The organism is Cytobacillus firmus NBRC 15306 (genome assembly GCF_001591465.1).
GTDB classification, from domain to species: Bacteria; Bacillota; Bacilli; order Bacillales; family Cytobacillaceae; genus Cytobacillus; species Cytobacillus firmus.
This window is the reverse complement of sequence record NZ_BCUY01000002.1, coordinates 24,829-42,819: the sequence shown is the minus strand read 5'-3', so window position 1 is coordinate 42,819 and position 17,991 is coordinate 24,829. Positions and strand designations below refer to the sequence as shown.

Below are 17,991 nucleotides of genomic sequence, written 5' to 3'. Positions count from 1 at the left end.
GCTTTACGAGCCCAGTAAGGGTTCAATGATAATTTCGCCCTTTTCCTCTAAAGTGAATTGGATGTTTTCATCTACCAATGTATCTTTCACTCCGCCCGTCAGATTCAGAGCTGACGAAAGCACTTCGGCATCACCAATGGCAGTGATGACAAAAGGTGCCGGATGCTGATAGCCATCTACTTCTATCACAGGTCCGTTGCATACAATATATGAACTGTGCGACAGCCTCTGCCCGTTTATGGCAACTGCCGAAGCACCGGAAATATAGAGCTCATTAATCACTTTAAAGACATGGTGTTCATGTACAATATAATTATTAATGTTATCTTCATCCGGATTGTAATCGCCATCTGCAAGAGTAACTTCCACACCTGGACCCTTTACTTTCACTTTTCCAAGATGCATCCTGTACTTCTCAGCATCCTCGGCAAGATTAAAATAAACCTGAGCTTCCTGCGAAAGCTCTTTTTCAATATCAAGAACGTTTCCCTGCTTTTGATTTAATTCTTTTTGAAGAGCTCTGTTTTTTTCCTCCAGTTCAACAAGCTGATTACGGAGCTCCAGGTCTCTTTCCCACTGTTTCCCGCTTAATGCCGGCTTTTCTTCTTCTCCCTGTGTAAGGTGATAGGAAAAAGCCATCATGTAACCCAGCACGAGAAAGACCAGGGAGAATATTACATGATTACCCTTCACCTTCATTTTCTTCTTCACTCTCTTCAGCTCCCTCTTTTTCATAAGCTTTAAAATAAGATCCTACTTCCAAGTCAATGATTCCCTTTTTCTCGGGATCCAGCTGGCTTATGATAGAAGGGTAGTGTGCCATTTTTTCTGAAAAACTTCTTAGTGTAGCACTGACTTCAAAACCATCATTCATATACAAAGTAATGTGATTGGAATCTGTCTTTTTTGGAGAGTGATGAATTTCGGAAATTGAATTTAATACTTCTTCGGGCAGTGTTTCAAGTTCTCCGATCATCATATCGAGGATGTCACCCTCAGAAAAGCCATGCAGGATTGGTGCGTTAACAGGGATCTCTGCAGCTTTTTCATCCTTTAATATGTTCCCATTCTCCATGACAGGAAGATAGTGCTTCTCTTTCGCTATGTAGGCAATGCGCTTTAATTCATCTACCTGTATAATGATTGTGCCTGGCAGCTGAACCTTAACAGTTGAAGATTTTATTTCAGGCAGCTCTTTAAGCTTACCCTCCATGCCCTCTTCGTCAACCTTCCAAATATTTGTTTTTTCAGTAACACCGCTGATTTGAATAATTTCTTCTTTATCATAAATTGAATTGCCGGATACTTTAATTTGTTTAATATGGCTTAAGGGCGATTGAAAGTAGATAACTAAAACAATCAGCGAGAAAAAAAGCAGCAGCAAAAAGATCAGCCTTCTGTTCGCTTTCTTTTTTCTTTGCTGTTTAAGCTTCGGGATTCGATCCTCAAGCGAGACAACCTTACTTTTATCCACATTTATCACCCCATCAGGAAAAGCGCAAGGACAATAAATTAAAACAATCAAGTGGCTTGTCCAGCACAATTTATGCAATTAAAAAATTAGGGAAGAGAACGGCATGTGAAACATGCCGTTTACTGTTATCTAATTAATCATTATATCACAATAAATGGTATCTGCGAGGTATTATTTCCCGTTACTTTCGACCGATTATTTCCACTTCTGTCTCCATTTTTACTCCGTACATATCAAAGATTGTATCCTTAATGTGCTGAATAAGCGCTAGGACATCTTCCGCTTTTGCATCTCCCGCATTCACGATGAAATTCCCATGCATATTGGAAATTTGAGCACCTCCGATGGAGTGGCCTTTCAAGCCGGCTTTTTCAATGAGCTGGCCGGCGTATTCAGGCAGCGGGTTACGGAAAATACTGCCTGCACATGGGAAGTTCCAAGGCTGTGTTTCCTTCCTGTAATCCTTATTCTTTTGCATTGCGGAGGATATTTTTTCCCGGTCTCCCTCTGTAAGCTGAAAAACGGCCTCAAGAACAATTCCTGGACGCTTCTTTTGGAGAACGGAGGTTCTATAAGAAAATTCCATTTCATCCTTCGTGAGCCAGTCCATCTTCCCATCCTCAAAAAGAACATGTGCCTTGGTCAGGATTTGCGAAATATCTGAACCGTGAGCACCAGCGTTCATATAAACTGCTCCGCCTACAGACCCGGGAATCCCGCTGGCAAACTCAAGTCCTGACAAGCCTTTTTTACTGATTATCGTGGAGAGGGCAACCAATGAATAACCGCCGCCAGCTCTCAGCTCCGTTCCATTAAGATCCAATTGGTCCATGCCGCGGCCCAATTTAATGACCACGCCTTCTATGCCGCCATCAGATACGAGCAGATTCGATCCTCTTCCAATCGCTCTCCAGTTCACTTTATATTGACGGATCAAATCCATCGCTTTTGCCAGGCTATCTATGGAAGAAGGCTCAATAAACAAATCGGCGGGTCCGCCAATTTTCATTGTTGTATGATTAGCCATCGGCTCATTTTCTTTAACTGTACCGATGTTTAATTCTCTAAGCTTGCTGATAAATTCGTCCATATTTACCTCCCTTTCTATTGATCTATGTCTAAATTTATTTATTCTATGCAAATTTTCTATTCAGGGCTACTTCCCATTATTTGAAACCAATTCTGCCATTAAGTTGTAAAGTCTGCTTGATGCATCCCGGATTCCAAGCTTTCTCGAAGCTTCCTTCATGCTATCCATTTTATCTTTATCGAGAATAATTCGGTCAATGCTATCAATAAGTTTTTTGCCTGTTAATTCTTTTTCAAGCAATAGCTCTGCAGCACCATGGTCACTAAGCGCCCTTGCATTTTTCTCCTGGTGGTTATTTGTTACATATGGGCTCGGGATTAAAATGCTTGGTATTCCTAAAGAAGTTATCTCTGCCAAAGTGGTGGCTCCTGCACGTGATACGACAAGGCTGGCTCCGGCCAGCACTTCTGGCATATTGTGAATAAATGGTTTGATTATAACGTTTTCAGGACTTCCCACAAGTTCTACTTCTTTTTGTACATCATCATAATGGACATCCCCTGTAATATAAAGAACCTGATATGGCTTTTCACCAAGCTCAGCCAGTGTTCTTAATACTGCATCATTTATTGGCCTTGCTCCTCTGCTGCCTCCAAATATTAATACAGCAGGAACACCTGTCTTTAATCCCGCAGACAGCCTTCCCCTGATTCCATCCTGTCCCAATACCTCCGATGCGCGTGGATTCCCTGTCATGACGGTTTTAGTTTCCGGAAAAAAAGCCTTTGCTTCTTCAAAACAAACTGCGATTTTATCTACATATCTGCTTAAAAACTTATTGGTTAATCCAGGGACGCTGTTTTGCTCATGGATTATGGTCGGGATGCCAAGCTTTGAAGCAGCATATACAACAGGACCGCAAACATATCCGCCCGTACCGATGACAACATCCGCCTTAAATTCCTTAAGCATCTTTTTACTGTCACGAACGCCTTTCAGGAACCTTAAAACAGTTTTTACATTATCCAAAGAGATTTTTCTTTTAAAACCGGTTATATGTATTGACTTAAAAGGGATATTTTCACGATTCACAATTGTGTTTTCAAGTCCCTTTTCAGTTCCAATATATAAAAATTCAGCATCCTTATGTTCTTTTTGAATTTGTCTTATAAGCGCAAGTGCCGGATAAATATGACCGCCAGTTCCTCCGCCGCTAACAGCAATTTTCATTCTTTCACCTCATAAAAGAGTAATAATCTTTAAAGTTTTATGCCATCAATAATTATTTATAATGGCCACCAGCGCGTTGGAGTGAAAACACTCCTCTCATTTCCCTATTCTACTATATTCAAAACAAATAGATAGGAACGAACATCATAATGTTAAAGAAATGTAATAATGTGCAAAATTGCAAAGAAGTTTGATAATTCTGCGTGCCGGATCTACTATTGCTTCCAAAAAAGAAACCCTGCTTCACAGGGTTTCCTAAAATGCATGTTATAAATGCGCTAGTACCTTGCATATCTGCTAATATTAAGCAAAACCCCTATAGCCATTAGCATCAATGTCAAGGAAGATCCCCCGTAGCTCAGAAACGGAAGTGTGATGCCCGTAACAGGCATTAGACCAGTTACAACACCGATGTTGATCATTACCTGGATAGCGACCATTGCTATAATCCCAACAGCCAAAAAACTCCCATATAAATCAGGGGCTCCAAGAGCTATGCGGATCCCGCGCCATAAGAGAAGCGCAAATAATAATATGACAAAAGATCCGCCAATAAACCCAAGTTCCTCAGCTAAAATAGCAAAAATAAAATCTGTCTGCGGTTCTGGAAGATAGAAAAACTTTTGTCTGCTCTGTCCCAGACCAAGGCCAAACAGCCCTCCCGGCCCTATTGCATATAAGGACTGGATAATCTGGAACCCGCTGCCCAGCGGATCCTCCCATGGGTCAAGAAACGATGTAATCCTCTTTATCCTGTATGGGGCCGACAGAACCAGTGCCACAAATCCGGCCAGACCAGCAGCGGCAAACCAGACAAAGTGGCTGATTCTGGCCCCTGCAATGAAAATCATGACAACACAAGTACCCACCATGACAGTTCCAGTCCCTAAATCAGGCTGCAGCATAATTAATCCAAATGCTAAAAACACCAGTCCTAAAGATGGTATAAGACCTTTTCGGAAAGAAGTGATCAGCTTTTGTTTTTCGGAGAGGAATTTTGCCATAAACACAATCATGGCAAGCTTCATAAACTCCGAAGGCTGTATGGAAAATGCACCAACGCCAATCCAGCTCCTGGAACCGTTTCGCACATTGCCTACGCCCGGAACCAGCACCAAAAGCAAAAGCACAAAACAAATGATGATTACGACTTTTGCCCAAGTCCTCCAGGTCCAATAATCCACATTCATAATAAAAAACATCGCAATAATTCCAACTCCGGCAAAAAGCATTTGCCTTTTCGCAAAAAAGAAAGAATCGTCAAATTTATAATCTGCCCATATAGCACTGGCACTATATACCATAGTCAATCCTACAGCAAGCAGCATTAAAGTGACGATCATTAATATAAAATCGGGAGTGGTTTTTTTAGCTGGCAACGAAAACACCTCGAATGCAAGTTTTAGGGCTGTCAAGGAGAACAATATGCCCTGCCGAAAATAAGATTACCCGCTTTCCGGCAGTCTTTTGTTCCTTTTTAAAGCTCTAAATGTCAAGCGAGGAAGATGAATGCCTTTTCTGAAAGTTTCTTAGTCCCGCAGACAAGCCCTTAACTAAGTTTATGCACCGCATCTATAAACATGTCTCCCCGAACCTCAAAAGTTTTATATTGGTCCCAGCTTGCACAGGCAGGAGAAAGCAGAATTACATCTCCTGGCTCAGAAAGCTTAAAGGCAGCAGGTACGGCTTTTTCAACATTATCGACACGCTCAATTGTTTTTATTCCCGCTTCCATTGCTGCTTTTTCAATCTTTTCAGCAGTTTGCCCAAAGGTTACCAGAGCCTTTACCTTTTTAAGAGATGGAATGAGTTCATCAAAGCCATTTCCGCGGTCAAGACCTCCTGCAAGAAGAAGAACAGGCTGATCAAATGCTGCGACAGCATTCTTCGTTGCAAGGATGTTCGTTGCTTTAGAATCATTATAAAATTTCCTGTTCTGATATTCTCCAACATACTGCAGGCGATGCTTTACACCTGTAAAGGATCCCAGAACCTGCCTGATGGCCTCATTCCCCACTCCTGTTAGCTTGGCAGCAGCCACTGATGAAAGGATATTCTCAAGGTTGTGCTCTCCTGGCAATGAAACATCCTTTTTTTCCATCACTTGTTCATCATTATAATAAATCCAGCCATCTTTCACATATGCACCTTCAGAGAGCACTTTGGAAGTCGAAAAAGGAATTATGCGCGCCTTTGACCGGGCGGCCGCTTCCATTACTTTATCCTGGTCGGCATTGACAATGAAATAATCCTGTTCAGTCTGATTCATCGTAATGTTTGCTTTGGCTGCATGGTATTCTTCTCTTGTGCCATGGTAATCCAAATGGGCATCATATAAATTTGTTAAAATGGCAATTCTCGGCCTGAAATCCTGAATTCCCATCAGCTGAAACGATGAAAGCTCAATCACAATATTGTTTTCTTCCACGGCATTCTGGGCAACTTCGGAAGCTACTGTACCAATATTTCCTGCTATCAGCGGCATTTTACTTCCTGCCTGAAGCATTTCAAACACAAGTGTAGTGGTTGTAGTTTTTCCATTTGTGCCTGTAATCGCAATAAAAGGAGCTTCAGAAACCTGATAGGCAAGCTCCACTTCTGTAATAATAGGTATGCCCTTTTCAAGGGCTCCTTTTATCATTGGATTATGATAAGGTATACCGGGATTTTTTACAATCAGCCCAAACCCCTCTTCAAGAAGTTCAATGGGATGGCCACCGCATATAACTGTAATCCCCTGCTCAAGCAGTCCTTGTGCTTCAGGATTTTCTGCAAGCGGCTTATAATCATTAACAGTCACAAATGCTCCAAGCTTATGTAAAAGGGATGCTGCACTCACTCCGCTTTTCGCCAGCCCCAGTACTAATATTTTTTTATGTCGATACCGATTGACTTCTTTCACTTACACCCACACCTCAATATAAATTCCTAAGATTGCAAACAATAACCCAACAGTCCAGAACGTAACAACAACCCGCCATTCTGACCAGCCTACCAATTCATAATGATGGTGGAGCGGGCTCATGCGAAAAATCCGTCTGCCGGTGGTTTTAAAGGATGCCACTTGTAAAATAACAGATAATGTTTCAATAACAAAAACACCGCCGATAATTATCAGGATGATTTCAAGTTTTGTCAGGATGGCTATGGTCGCAATAGCACCGCCAAGAGCCAGTGAGCCTGTGTCTCCCATAAACACCTTTGCAGGATGGGCATTAAAGACAAGGAAACCCAATACCGCTCCAACTACTGCTACAGAAAAAATGGATACTTCAAATTGGGATTGATTCCAGGCCAGTACTGCAAATGCTCCAAAAGCGATTGCAGCAGTCCCGGAGACAAGTCCATCAAGTCCATCTGTCAGATTGACAGCATTCGAGAATCCGACCAGCCAGAAAATAATAAATAAAACATACCCCCAGCCCAAATCAATCGAAGTATCTGTCAGCGGAATATGTACTTCTGTGGAAAAGTCATTCTGCTTGTAAACAAAATAAAAAATCACTGAAATAATAATCTGGCCCAGAAGCTTCTGTTTTGAAGTCAGGCCTAAGTTACGCTTCAAAACTACTTTAATAAAATCATCCAGGAAACCGAGGAGTCCAAACCCCAGGGTAACCAAAAGCAGCAAATATGTTTCTACTGTAGGTTCTGAAAATTTACCGGTCATTAATAAAGTGGCCGCCGTGACGGAAAGAAGAATCATAATCCCGCCCATTGTCGGAGTACCTGTCTTCTTTTGATGGGATTTTGGGCCTTCTTCACGTATGCTTTGCCCAAATTTCAATCTTCTCAGGAAGGGAATGAATATGGGAGACAGCAGAACCGTAATTAAAAAGCCTGCCAATATTGTGAAAAAAATAACTTGCTCCATCATACTTATCCCCTCCTTTCCAGCTTGGCATTTCCCAAAGCTTCCGCTAATCTTTCAGCCATTACAGCAATATCATATGTTGTTTCGTTTTCTTTAAGACTCTCTTCATCTGAAATAAGGAAATTAGTTGTGTTCACCTTTACTTCTGCTTTACTTAATTTATTTATATATAATTCCATGATATCCTTTAAGCCTTTCGTTAAGTCGTTTGTATAAAAAATAGGGAAATGATTTGGGGTGTATGCCGGCGTCTCGGCATTCTCATTCCAGATTGCAGCAATAGCCCCTTTTTCAATAGCTTCCTTCAGATTTCCGTCCTCCCCGTAAGGAATATAAATTCCTTTTGGCTGCGGGTCAGAAGAGGACGGAGCGACGGTATGAAATTCCAGCTCATGATCCTTTATCCCTTTTACAGCCGGAAACAATTCCGCTAAATCCTGATACTTCAAATACATTTTATCGCTCCTCTATAGCCTCTTTTGCCACCAGACGGTCATCAAAGTCAAAAACATGGCTGCCTACAATCTGATAGGTCTCATGGCCCTTTCCTGCTATTAAGATAACGTCTCCTTCACTGGCATTTTTCACCGCATAGTGAATGGCCTCTTTTCGATCGACGATTATTTTATAACTTTCACCTTTTACTCCCTCTTCCATATCCCTCAGGATTTGGATCGGGTCTTCACTTCTCGGATTGTCTGAAGTAAAGATTGGATCTGTACTGTACTGGCATGCAATTTCAGCCATAAGCGGACGTTTTGATTTGTCTCTGTCTCCGCCGCAGCCCACGATGGCGAAAATGCGCTTCAGGGCAAATTGCTTTACCGTTTCCAGAGCATTTTTCAGGCTGTCCGGTGTATGCGAATAATCAACGATCACAGAAAAATCCTGGCCAGCATCTACGGTTTCAAATCTGCCGGCTACCCCTTTGACTTCTTCCGCAGATTTAATGATTTGAGAGATTGATATCCCTGCAGCGATACCTGCCCCAATACTGGCAAGGACATTATAGATGCTGAACTTGCCTATCAATTTTAAAGAAACTTTATGCTTCCCGAATGGAGAGATTAAGTCAAATTCCGTACCGGCTGCAGTCATCTGAATGTTAATGGCCCGAAGATCAGCTTGCTGATCAATTCCATAGGAAATAACGTGAGCTGCCGTCGATTTTTCATATTCTGCAGAAGCAGGGTCATCTGAATTTAAAATGGCATACTTCGGTTCATCATGATTATAGGCGCTTCCAAGCTGGGCAAACAACAGCCCTTTTGCTCTCCTGTATTCATCCATTGTTTTATGATAATCCAGGTGATCCTGTGTCAGGTTTGTAAATACGGCTATATTAAAATCACAGCCATGAACGCGGCCTTCAACAAGTGCATGGGAAGACACTTCCATTACAGCTGAATCCACACCAGCATCTGCCATTTTTCTAAATGTGCTTTGCAAAGTCAAACTTTCAGGAGTTGTATTTTTCACTTCAAAGGTTTCATCGGCAATCTTCGTATACATCGTGCCAATTAAGCCGGTTTTCCTTCCTGCATCAGCAAGGATCTTTTCAATTAAATGGCTTGTTGTTGTTTTGCCATTAGTCCCTGTTATGCCGATTAAATGGAGCTGCTTGCTCGGCTGTCCATAAAAAGCATCAGCCAGCACGGCCATCGCCCGTTTTGTATTTTTAACCACTATAACCGGGATATTCAAGTCCAGCTCTTTTTGGGCAACTACAGCTGCTGCACCTTTTTCGGCAGCAGAAACTGCAAAGTCATGGCCATCCACCGTATAGCCCTCAATGCAAACAAACAGACTTCCAGGTGTAACTTTCCGGTTATCGTTAACAATCGCTGTGATTTCAGGGTTTTCCCCTTTATATGTCATATAAGGCTGTAAAAATCGCAGCAGTTTATGTAATTCCATCTTTACCATTCCTCTCATGTTAAACAGAGCAAAACTATTCCCTTTTTTAGTGAAGCTGGTCAGTATAAAGTGAAACTTCAATTAAGTGGGGAGTGCTTTTTCCCCGCTAATTGTTAGTTGAACCAATCGGGCCTATACGGGCAGTTTGACCCCCGCTTATCTCCATTGATTCCTCTTAGTCTTGAAGTGGGGTCTTACTGCCCGTTAGACTGCGATAAATAAATATAATCAAAATTACATTCTAAATGATGGCGATATATATTGTACAGGATAATCGCTTTTTTAGCTATTTAATATATAGAAGCCAAACCTTGAAAGTATGTTACAGTTTCCTTACAAACAAAAAAATTCAGGCGGCGCAGGAGGAAGCCGCCCTCATTCCTATTATTATTTGTCATCAAAATACAGGCGGATCGTTGAACCTTCTTTTAACTTAATGCCCGGCTGAGGCGTTTGCTCCACCACCGTATTTCCTGTCCCGCTTGCATCAATTTTCAGGTTAAGATATAGTTCACCAAGGTCTTTCTTTGTGAGACCTACCATATCCGGAACCTCAATCATTGGGGAATCCATCCATGTCAGCTCTTTTTCAATTTGATCTTTGCGGGGCTTTACACCCATTGCCCGCAGGCTATCCCCCATGATTTCCCCTACAATCGGAGCAGCAACAACACCCCCAAATTGAACGGTTCCTTTTGGATTATCCACAGCCACATACACGACGAGCTGAGGATCATCAGCAGGTGCGAATCCTATAAATGATACGATATGGTTATTTTCCAGGTACCGGCCATTCTGCGCTTTTTGGGCAGTCCCGGTTTTTCCCCCAACACGATATCCGTCAACGAACGCTTTTTTTCCTGATCCTTTTGCCACAACTGATTCAAGCGCTTTTCGGATTTCATCTGATGTTTCCTTTGAGATTACTTTTCTCTTTGCATCAGGTGATTTTTTCATCAATATTTCTCCGGTAGCCGGATTAATAAGCTCTTTGGCTATATAAGGTGTATATAATGTTCCTCCATTAACGGCAGCCGAAATGGCTGCTACCTGCTGAATCGGAGTCACGGAAACTCCCTGTCCAAAAGCAGTAGTTGCCTGCTCAATAGGGCCAACCCGATCGAGATTAAATAGAATCCCTTTCCCTTCGCCCTGCAGATCGATACCGGTCTTTTCTCCGAACCCGAAGTCACGGATATATTTAAACAGTTTTTCTTTGCCTAATCGCTCACCCAGCTCTACAAAACCAGGGTTACAGGAATTCTGTACTACTTCAAGATAAGTCTGGCTGCCATGACCGCCCTTTTTCCAGCATCTTAGTCTGGCACCGCCAACTTCAACAGATCCCGGGTCATGGAAATGATCCTTTTCCAAGTCTACTTTGCCCTCTTCTAAAGCAGCTGCCAAAGTGATGATTTTGAATGTGGAACCAGGCTCGTATGTACTCCAGATTGGCAGGTTGCGGTTGTAAATTTCCGGGGGTACATTCCTGAAATTCGCAGGGTCAAAATCGGGCCTGCTGGCCATGGCAAGAACTTCCCCGTTATTTGGATTCATGGCAATTGCAATTATTCCATCAGGTTTGTATTCAGCTTGGGCAATATCAAGCTCCCTTTCTACGATTGTCTGAATTTTGGAATCGATAGTGAGCTTTAAATCCATACCATCAACCGGCGGCTTGTAGTCATCCGCCATATCGTTCATCCGTTCTCCCTTTGCATTCGCATAAAACTTAACAGATCCTTTTTTTCCTTTTAGTTCTTCATCATAATATAATTCTAGACCCATAAGACCCTGATTATCAATTCCCGAAAACCCCAAAACATGCGAGAGATAATTCCCGAAAGGGTAATGGCGTTTTGAATCTTCTCCGATATATATGCCTTCAATTTCCAGGCCACGGATTTCTTTCGCTTTTTCATGGGAAATTTTTCGGCCTTCAGGGATTTTCACACTTGATGCTCTTTTTGTGATAAGCTGGTAAGCTTTTTCTTTTGACATATTCAGCACTGCAGCCAATTTCTCTGCAGCATCAGCAGGATCTTTTATTTGCCTGGGTACAACATAGACAGTTGGGGCACTGACATTCGTAGCCAGCGGAACACCGTTGCGGTCGACGATTTCTCCTCTTTCCGGTTCGAAGGGGATATCTCTGCTCCAGAGCTCCTTTGCGCCATCTGTAAGCACATTCCCCAGAAAAAATTGAACATATCCCAGACGCAAATCAATAATAAAAAAAACGAGAATACCAACAAACAACGCTGCAGTCAGCCGTTTTCGAACGGTCACATTTGAAACACGCATGTACGGACGAACCTCCTTAGATTATGGCTCGTTCCAATATATGCTTGTACCAAAATGAATAGAACGCACTGCCGAACATCCGGCAGTACGTTCTTCATTTAATCCAGCACTGCTTCCTTCTCTTCCTGCTGCTCTTCTGATTGGAGGTTCTCCTCATTATATTTCTCAGCAGGCTGCTTAAGTTCGACGATTAAATAGTCACCTTCCCTAAGCGCAGAACCGGCTTTTAGATTTTGTTTCACCACATATCCGCTTCCTACAGTATTAAGCTTTAAGTCAGCAAGCTTTGCCACCTTCATGACGTCCCTTAGTGACCATCCAGTCATATCAGGCACTGTTAATTCGCCTTCCGTCTTCAAAATCACTCTTTCTCCTTCAAGCAAATTATACATATTGCCAGGGACCTGGCTTTGCACCTTGCTGCCCTTTCCCAGCACAATAGCTTCAAATCCGGATTTTTTCAATTGTGCTATTGCTTCCTCAACTGTTTTTCCTTCCACTTCAGGTGCTTGTTCTGAGTTTGCCTTTAGTTCTTTTGCGGGTTCAATATTTAAATATTGGAGACTGCTTTTCATTACCGGTGTAAAAATCTTAGCAACAGGTTCTGCACCATTTGTACTGAGGTCAATATCCGGCTGCTGGACCGCTACATAGATGATCAGTTCAGGATCATCTTTTGGCGCCATGCCTAAAAACGAGAAGATAAAATTTTCATGACCCGTTAAATATCCCCCCCCATTTGGATCAGGGATTTGAGCAGTCCCCGTTTTTCCGGCAACCTCGTAGCCTTCGATATTATACCTTTTATAGCCTGTTCCGTTTTCAGAAGACACAACTGTTTCCAGGATATCCCTGGTTTTCTTTGCTGTTTCTGCTGAAATGGGATTTCCCTTCACCTTCGGCTCTGTTTTTTTCACGACTTCATTTTTATCGCTATTAACAATACTGCTGATGACATGCGGCTGCATCATTTTTCCGTCATTTGCAATGGCAGTAGCTGCCTGTATCTGCTGTATAGGCGTAATGGCCGACCCTTGTCCGAATCCGGTAGTTACCTTATCTAGCGGCCACTCATAAGCGATCTTTCCGCCCGTTTCATTCGGCAGGTCAATTCCCGTGGGATTTTCAAATCCGAACTTTGTTATATATTCCATGTATTTTTCATACCCGAGCTTTTCTTTCACAATTTTCGCAAAAGCTACATTCGATGAACGCTGAACACCTTCAAGGTAAGTAATGGATCCCCAGCCGCGTCCCTGGTTATGGTCGCGTATAGCCGGTGAATTTTCCGTCACTTTATAACTTCCTGATTTATACCATTCATTCGGATCAAACTCACCCTCCTCAATGGCAGCAGCCAAAGTAAAGATTTTCATGGTTGATCCGGGCTCAAAGGAGTTTTCAATCACCTCATTATGCCAAGTGTCTTCAATGCCTTCCTTTGTTTTCGGATGAAATGACGGCCTCTGTCCCATAGCCAAAATTTCACCTGTTTTAGCATCAGCTACAACTGCTACCATCTTTTTCGGCTTATATTCCTCGTCTACTTTATTCATAGAATCTTCGAGGAAGGTCTGGATCTTTTTATCGATCGTCAGATACACATCTTTACCATTTTGGGCCGGCTGGATTTTTTGATCTCCATTAGGAAGCAGATAGCCCCATATATCACTTTCATAGCTGAATTTTCCATCTTTTCCTGTGAGCACATTATTTAAGCTCTGTTCAAGGCCAAGCATCCCGACTGTATCGGTTTTATTTGTCTTCGATTTTTTCTTTTCAACATACCCTACTAAATGTGAGGCGAAGACTCCATTTGGATAAAACCGTTTTGAATCTGTTATGAATGTAATCCCCGGCAATTTCATATCTTCAATTTCTCTTTTTGTCTTTAGCGGAAGATCGCGGCCCTCTTTTCCAAATTCAACCTGGAATGGTTTTTTTCCATTTTTTGTTTTCTTTGTTAAAATTCTATAAATCTCCGACTCTTCCAGGTCAATAGCTTTTGAAAGCGCCGCTGCTGTTTTTCCAGGGTCTTTCACATAATCAGGTTTCATGCTTTTGTCAAGGATTGCTACAAGCTTGTAGGAAATAGTATCTTCGGCAATGACTTCCCCATTACGGTCATAAATAGTGCCCCTTTTAGCCTGAATTGTCTTTTCGCGTTCATATTTCTGCTGAGCCTTAGCCGCAAGTGCGTGGCCCGCTGCTTCACCCGTTGCCTGAATGGAAACAAAGCGAAAAATTAATACAAAAAAGAGCAGGCTGAATATTAAAAATAATATCGCTGCTCCAAAATTGATATTTGGCTGTTTCTTCATTAATCTTCCACGACCTTGACATTATTTCCGCTGAATTTGAGACCCATTTCTTCAGCTTTTGCTTTAATGCGCTCGTATGTACTTAATTCGCTCACTTGCATTTTGAGATCTGTATTTACTTTGTTCTGCGTTTGGATTGCTTCTTCTGTTTGCTGAATTTCTTTGTTTACTTCGTAAATGGCTGCCTGATTTGAAACCATTTGCACTGCACCAAAACAAACAATGCCAGTGAAAGCAAGTCCCAGTATTTTCTCGCCGGGGGAAAGCCAGGACTTTTTGGTTTTTAATTTCTTTGGGGCCTGTACGGGCTGGGTTTGAACATCATATTGTTTTTCTTCCTGAATTTTTCGGGCTAAATTGCTCATAATTCCCCTCCTGTAATTTTTTATTCTCTATTTCGGTATTCGATTAAAGCTTTTCTGCTATTCTCAGCTTTGCGGACCTCGCTCGATTATTATGTTCCAGCTCTTCCTCTGAAGGCAGAATCGGCTTTCTGTTAATTAGCTTTAAGGTTGGTTTATATTCATCTGGAATAATCGGCAGGCCGGGAGGCAGATTCGGTGTTTCACTGGCTTTTTTAAAGGCAGCTTTGCAAATCCGGTCTTCCAGTGAGTGAAACGTGATTACGCTGATTCTTCCATTCGGATTTAATATGTCAATAGCCTGGTGCAGAGAATCCTCAAATACACCCAGTTCATCATTCACAGCTATTCTAATTGCCTGAAAAACACGCTTGGCGGGATGTCCGCCTTTTCGCCTGGCAGGTGCAGGAATGGCCTCTTTAATAATTTCAACCAGCTGGCCTGTTGTTTCTATTGGAGAAACTTCCCTGGCCGCTTCTATTTTCCTCGCAATTTGCTTCGAGAATTTCTCTTCTCCATATCTGAAGAAGATTTTCACAAGTTCACCATATTCCCAGCTGTTTACCACATCATAAGCAGAAATATCAGCGCCGGTATCCATTCTCATATCAAGCGGGGCATCATTATGATAGCTGAATCCTCTTTCAGGTGTATCCAGTTGAGGTGAAGAAACGCCAAGATCATATAAAACACCATCAACTTTAGAGACACCAAGGTTTTCAAGCTCTTCCTGAAGATACTTGAAATTACTTTTGATAATCGTGATTCTGTCGCCATATTCAGCCAATTTTTCTTTTGCATGTGCAATTGCTGTGTCATCCTGGTCAAATGCGTATAGCTTTCCCTTTTCAGACAGCTGAGTAAGAATTAATTTACTGTGGCCGGCGCCGCCCAGGGTACAATCCACGTACACACCATCAGGATGGATGTTTAAGCCCTCTACTGTTTCTTTTAATAGTACTGTTGTATGTTCAAACATTGTTGAATGAATCCACCTTTCCAATCAGAGAAGCACAAGACGCAACTTAAGCATCCGGAGCTAAACAAGTATCTTTGTTTCACGGGAAATTATATTACTAAAACATTCCCATTATATATCAAACCCAATCATATTTTCCGCAATATCAGCAAAAGATTCCTCTGATTCTGCAAAATAGTCTTCCCAAAGATTTTTGCTCCATATCTCGATCCGATTGGAAACGCCCAGCACTACACATTCTTTTTCCAATTTTGCATATTGCAGAAGCGGGGAAGCAATATTTATTCTTCCTTGCTTATCTATTTCACATTCAGTGGCACCTGAAAAGAAAAAACGGGTAAATGCACGGGCATCTTTTTTAGTAAGCGGAAGGCCTTTTAATTTCTCTTCAAGCTGCCTCCACTCATCCATGGGGTAGCCAAACAAACATTGATCAAGTCCGCGTGTCAAAACAAATGTTTCGCCTAAGCTATCACGGAACTTGGATGGCACGATGAGACGGCCTTTATTATCAACGTTGTGATGGAACTCACCCATGAACATACCCACTGCACCCACTTTCTAACTCAAATGTACCACAATCCCCCACTTTCCTCCACATGTTTTTAATTATTCTACCACTACATTTGAAATCCTGCTTCCCATAAGGTATTCGCCCATTTTCCGTTCGTCTTTTTATTACATTTTCTTTAAACTCTTTACTGTTGTTTCACATGTTTTTTTAAAGGGGAGATCACAGATAATAAAGGGGTTTCACCCTCTTTTTCAATATGAAAAAGACCTTATCCCAATGGATAAGGCCCGAAGAATAATGGCGAATATTAAATTTTTATGACTTTGTGTGTCCCATCAAAATCAAATGAGAGATCAAGTAATTCCTCAAGAAAACCTATTCCATATTTATTAAGGTAATGAAGAATATTCCACACTCTCTCCTGAGGAATTCCGCCCGGTCTCAGGGAGTTTTCAGCTTTTTCATATTTTTTAATGACCACATCATACTTTTGCTGTATGGATTTCTGAATTTTATTCTCCATGAAATCTATCTGCTTTAATAACAGTTCTTCATTTTTCTTCAACATTGGAAGAAGGGCACTAACCTCTTTTAATGTAAGCTCTTCAATAAGCTCATAGTTTTGTTTTAATTGATCTTTTGTTTTTCGGAATTGTTCTTCTATGCATTCATTTTTTATACTCTTTAAATAAGCTTCCTTAACTCCTTCCGTTCCTGATACGAGCACACCCTGCAAATCAAGTCCTAAATCGTCCAAATCACTTTCTGCAGACCGTTCTAAAAAGGTTATATTCAAACGTGGCATAATAGGAGGCATTTTCATCCCAAACCATTCAAATGCCATTTTCAGTTCAGCCCAATAGGCAATTTCGCCAGGCCCTGCGATAAAGGCAAGAACCGGAAACAGGCATTCCTGAGTGATGGGTCTTGTCACCACATTATTGCTAAGTCTTTCTGGATGATTTTCAGCAATCTCCATAAGTTCATTCATGGTAAACTCATGGAAGCATTCCTTCCCTGTAAATACCCTTTTCTCCTGATTGAACTCCAAAAGGATCCTTTCTTTATGCTTTTCATCATAGTAAAACATATTGGCAGCATTTTCACTCAAATCAATGGCATTTGGAAATCCGGCATTCTCCAGTCTATGCTGCTGGCTTTTCACACGGTTTGTTATTTCTTTAAAGCCTTTTATCTGTTTGCCAAAAATACTGCTTTCAAGTCTGCGGAGCCTTTGATCACCGGAATCAACAAGAAGAAGCCCTGTTTCTTTAAATAAATGCATGATAATGCCGGCAAAGAAATCCACATAGGTTTGGGAATGCATAATTATTTCTTCCAATATCAAAAGGAGATTTTTTGTATGTTCGGTCTCTCCGAAAGTTTCAATGATGTCTTCCACCCATGCCCTGCACGTTTCACGGTTCAAATGGATATTTGATATCATTTTCTTCTCTAAAACTTTTTCAGGATAAGTCATTTTTTCCATATTATTATTCTTCTCGATGAAAATATGATTTACTTCCTGATAGTCATGATCCTCGCCCGCAATCCAGAAAACAGGTACAACGGGTATGCCCAGCTTACTTTCCTGCTGTTTTGCAAGATGTATGATTGAGATGACTTTATGTATAGTATAGAGAGGTCCCGTCAAAATCCCTGCCTGCTGCCCTCCGATAATCACTGCACTATTGTCTTGCTTAAGCTTATTTAGCGAGTCATAAACTGCTGGGGAAGAAGGAAAACGATCCATAAACTCTCCAATATATTGAGAAAGTTCATTTCTCATAAACGAACGGCCCTTTAGTTCAGCTAACCTTGCTTTATAATCAGAATCCGAATTATAACGATAGTGAAAAAACTGCATAAGTTCTTCTGTTTGTGCAATATAATCTGTTGCAAACCGGTTTGTCGCCGGTAATGAGAGATTAAGAATCTCCATTAATGAACTTCCTTTCTCATAGCTGATCAATTTTGATTTTCATC

15 protein-coding genes are annotated in these 17,991 nt (G+C 41.5%); all 15 read right to left on the bottom strand.

The features are described 5' to 3' along the window. Window positions 1-3 precede the first annotated feature (3 nt). The 15 genes from BFI01S_RS00930 to bshC all read right to left on the bottom strand — a co-directional run bounded on the left by BFI01S_RS00930 (window position 4) and on the right by bshC (window position 17,947). Window positions 4-735 (bottom strand): DUF881 domain-containing protein, encoded by a 732-nt coding sequence (locus BFI01S_RS00930; RefSeq protein WP_061790935.1) that lies wholly within the window; start codon window positions 733-735, stop codon window positions 4-6. Next, window positions 683-1,474, bottom strand: a complete 792-nt coding sequence (locus BFI01S_RS00925) for a cell division protein FtsQ/DivIB (RefSeq protein WP_061790934.1) — start codon at window positions 1,472-1,474, stop codon at window positions 683-685. Before BFI01S_RS00925 ends, BFI01S_RS00930 begins: the two co-directional genes overlap by 53 nt. Window positions 1,475-1,655: 181 nt before the next feature. Beyond that, window positions 1,656-2,564 (bottom strand): UDP-N-acetylmuramate dehydrogenase, encoded by a 909-nt coding sequence (gene murB / locus BFI01S_RS00920; protein WP_061790933.1) that lies wholly within the window; start codon window positions 2,562-2,564, stop codon window positions 1,656-1,658. Window positions 2,565-2,630: 66 nt separating this feature from the next. Then, window positions 2,631-3,734: an undecaprenyldiphospho-muramoylpentapeptide beta-N-acetylglucosaminyltransferase gene (gene murG / locus BFI01S_RS00915; protein ID WP_061790932.1), complete on the bottom strand. Its 1,104-nt coding sequence runs from the start codon at window positions 3,732-3,734 to the stop codon at window positions 2,631-2,633. A gap of 278 nt (window positions 3,735-4,012) precedes the next feature. After that, window positions 4,013-5,113 (bottom strand): stage V sporulation protein E, encoded by a 1,101-nt coding sequence (spoVE, locus tag BFI01S_RS00910; RefSeq protein ID WP_061790931.1) that lies wholly within the window; start codon window positions 5,111-5,113, stop codon window positions 4,013-4,015. A 170-nt stretch (window positions 5,114-5,283) separates the two neighbouring features. Next, the gene (gene murD, locus BFI01S_RS00905; protein ID WP_061790930.1) at window positions 5,284-6,636 is read right to left on the bottom strand and encodes a UDP-N-acetylmuramoyl-L-alanine--D-glutamate ligase; all 1,353 of its coding nucleotides are present in this window, start codon (window positions 6,634-6,636) and stop codon (window positions 5,284-5,286) included. Beyond that, window positions 6,637-7,611: a phospho-N-acetylmuramoyl-pentapeptide-transferase gene (gene mraY / locus BFI01S_RS00900; protein ID WP_061790929.1), complete on the bottom strand. Its 975-nt coding sequence runs from the start codon at window positions 7,609-7,611 to the stop codon at window positions 6,637-6,639. It abuts the gene before it with no gap. A gap of 2 nt (window positions 7,612-7,613) precedes the next feature. Next, on the bottom strand, window positions 7,614-8,063 hold the full coding sequence (locus BFI01S_RS00895) for a hypothetical protein (protein WP_061790928.1): 450 nt from the start codon (window positions 8,061-8,063) through the stop codon (window positions 7,614-7,616). Window position 8,064: 1 nt separating this feature from the next. Beyond that, window positions 8,065-9,525, bottom strand: coding sequence for a UDP-N-acetylmuramoyl-L-alanyl-D-glutamate--2,6-diaminopimelate ligase (locus BFI01S_RS00890; protein WP_061790927.1), 1,461 nt, complete (start codon window positions 9,523-9,525; stop codon window positions 8,065-8,067). Between the two features lie 387 nt (window positions 9,526-9,912). Continuing rightward, window positions 9,913-11,829 (bottom strand): stage V sporulation protein D, encoded by a 1,917-nt coding sequence (locus BFI01S_RS00885; RefSeq protein WP_061790926.1) that lies wholly within the window; start codon window positions 11,827-11,829, stop codon window positions 9,913-9,915. Window positions 11,830-11,927: 98 nt separating this feature from the next. Next, entirely contained in the window at window positions 11,928-14,150 is a 2,223-nt protein-coding gene (locus BFI01S_RS00880; protein ID WP_061790925.1) for a penicillin-binding protein, read from the bottom strand. Further along, entirely contained in the window at window positions 14,150-14,515 is a 366-nt protein-coding gene (gene ftsL / locus BFI01S_RS00875; RefSeq protein ID WP_061790924.1) for a cell division protein FtsL, read from the bottom strand. The genes BFI01S_RS00880 and ftsL overlap by 1 nt, the downstream gene beginning before the upstream one ends. Window positions 14,516-14,558: 43 nt before the next feature. Beyond that, on the bottom strand, window positions 14,559-15,491 hold the full coding sequence (gene rsmH, locus BFI01S_RS00870; protein WP_061790923.1) for a 16S rRNA (cytosine(1402)-N(4))-methyltransferase RsmH: 933 nt from the start codon (window positions 15,489-15,491) through the stop codon (window positions 14,559-14,561). A gap of 111 nt (window positions 15,492-15,602) precedes the next feature. Further along, window positions 15,603-16,034, bottom strand: a complete 432-nt coding sequence (gene mraZ, locus BFI01S_RS00865; protein ID WP_061790993.1) for a division/cell wall cluster transcriptional repressor MraZ — start codon at window positions 16,032-16,034, stop codon at window positions 15,603-15,605. Window positions 16,035-16,312: 278 nt separating this feature from the next. Then, window positions 16,313-17,947 (bottom strand): bacillithiol biosynthesis cysteine-adding enzyme BshC, encoded by a 1,635-nt coding sequence (gene bshC, locus BFI01S_RS00860; protein WP_061790922.1) that lies wholly within the window; start codon window positions 17,945-17,947, stop codon window positions 16,313-16,315. Between the last annotated feature and the right edge of the window lie 44 nt (window positions 17,948-17,991).

Bases quoted from the DNA above. Each gene is read 5' to 3' on its own strand.
- BFI01S_RS00930 (WP_061790935.1), bottom strand. From the start codon at position 735: ATGAAAAAGAGGGAGCTGAAGAGAGTGAAGAAGAAAATGAAGGTGAAG.
- murB (WP_061790933.1), bottom strand. From the start codon at position 2,564: ATGGACGAATTTATCAGCAAGCTTAGAGAATTAAACATCGGTACAGTT.
- murG (WP_061790932.1), bottom strand. From the start codon at position 3,734: ATGAAAATTGCTGTTAGCGGCGGAGGAACTGGCGGTCATATTTATCCG.
- mraY (WP_061790929.1), bottom strand. From the start codon at position 7,611: ATGATGGAGCAAGTTATTTTTTTCACAATATTGGCAGGCTTTTTAATT.
- BFI01S_RS00895 (WP_061790928.1), bottom strand. From the start codon at position 8,063: ATGTATTTGAAGTATCAGGATTTAGCGGAATTGTTTCCGGCTGTAAAA.
- BFI01S_RS00890 (WP_061790927.1), bottom strand. From the start codon at position 9,525: ATGGAATTACATAAACTGCTGCGATTTTTACAGCCTTATATGACATAT.
- BFI01S_RS00885 (WP_061790926.1), bottom strand. From the start codon at position 11,829: ATGCGTGTTTCAAATGTGACCGTTCGAAAACGGCTGACTGCAGCGTTG.
- BFI01S_RS00880 (WP_061790925.1), bottom strand. From the start codon at position 14,150: ATGAAGAAACAGCCAAATATCAATTTTGGAGCAGCGATATTATTTTTA.
- ftsL (WP_061790924.1), bottom strand. From the start codon at position 14,515: ATGAGCAATTTAGCCCGAAAAATTCAGGAAGAAAAACAATATGATGTT.
- rsmH (WP_061790923.1), bottom strand. From the start codon at position 15,491: ATGTTTGAACATACAACAGTACTATTAAAAGAAACAGTAGAGGGCTTA.
- mraZ (WP_061790993.1), bottom strand. From the start codon at position 16,034: ATGTTCATGGGTGAGTTCCATCACAACGTTGATAATAAAGGCCGTCTC.
- bshC (WP_061790922.1), bottom strand. From the start codon at position 17,947: ATGGAGATTCTTAATCTCTCATTACCGGCGACAAACCGGTTTGCAACA.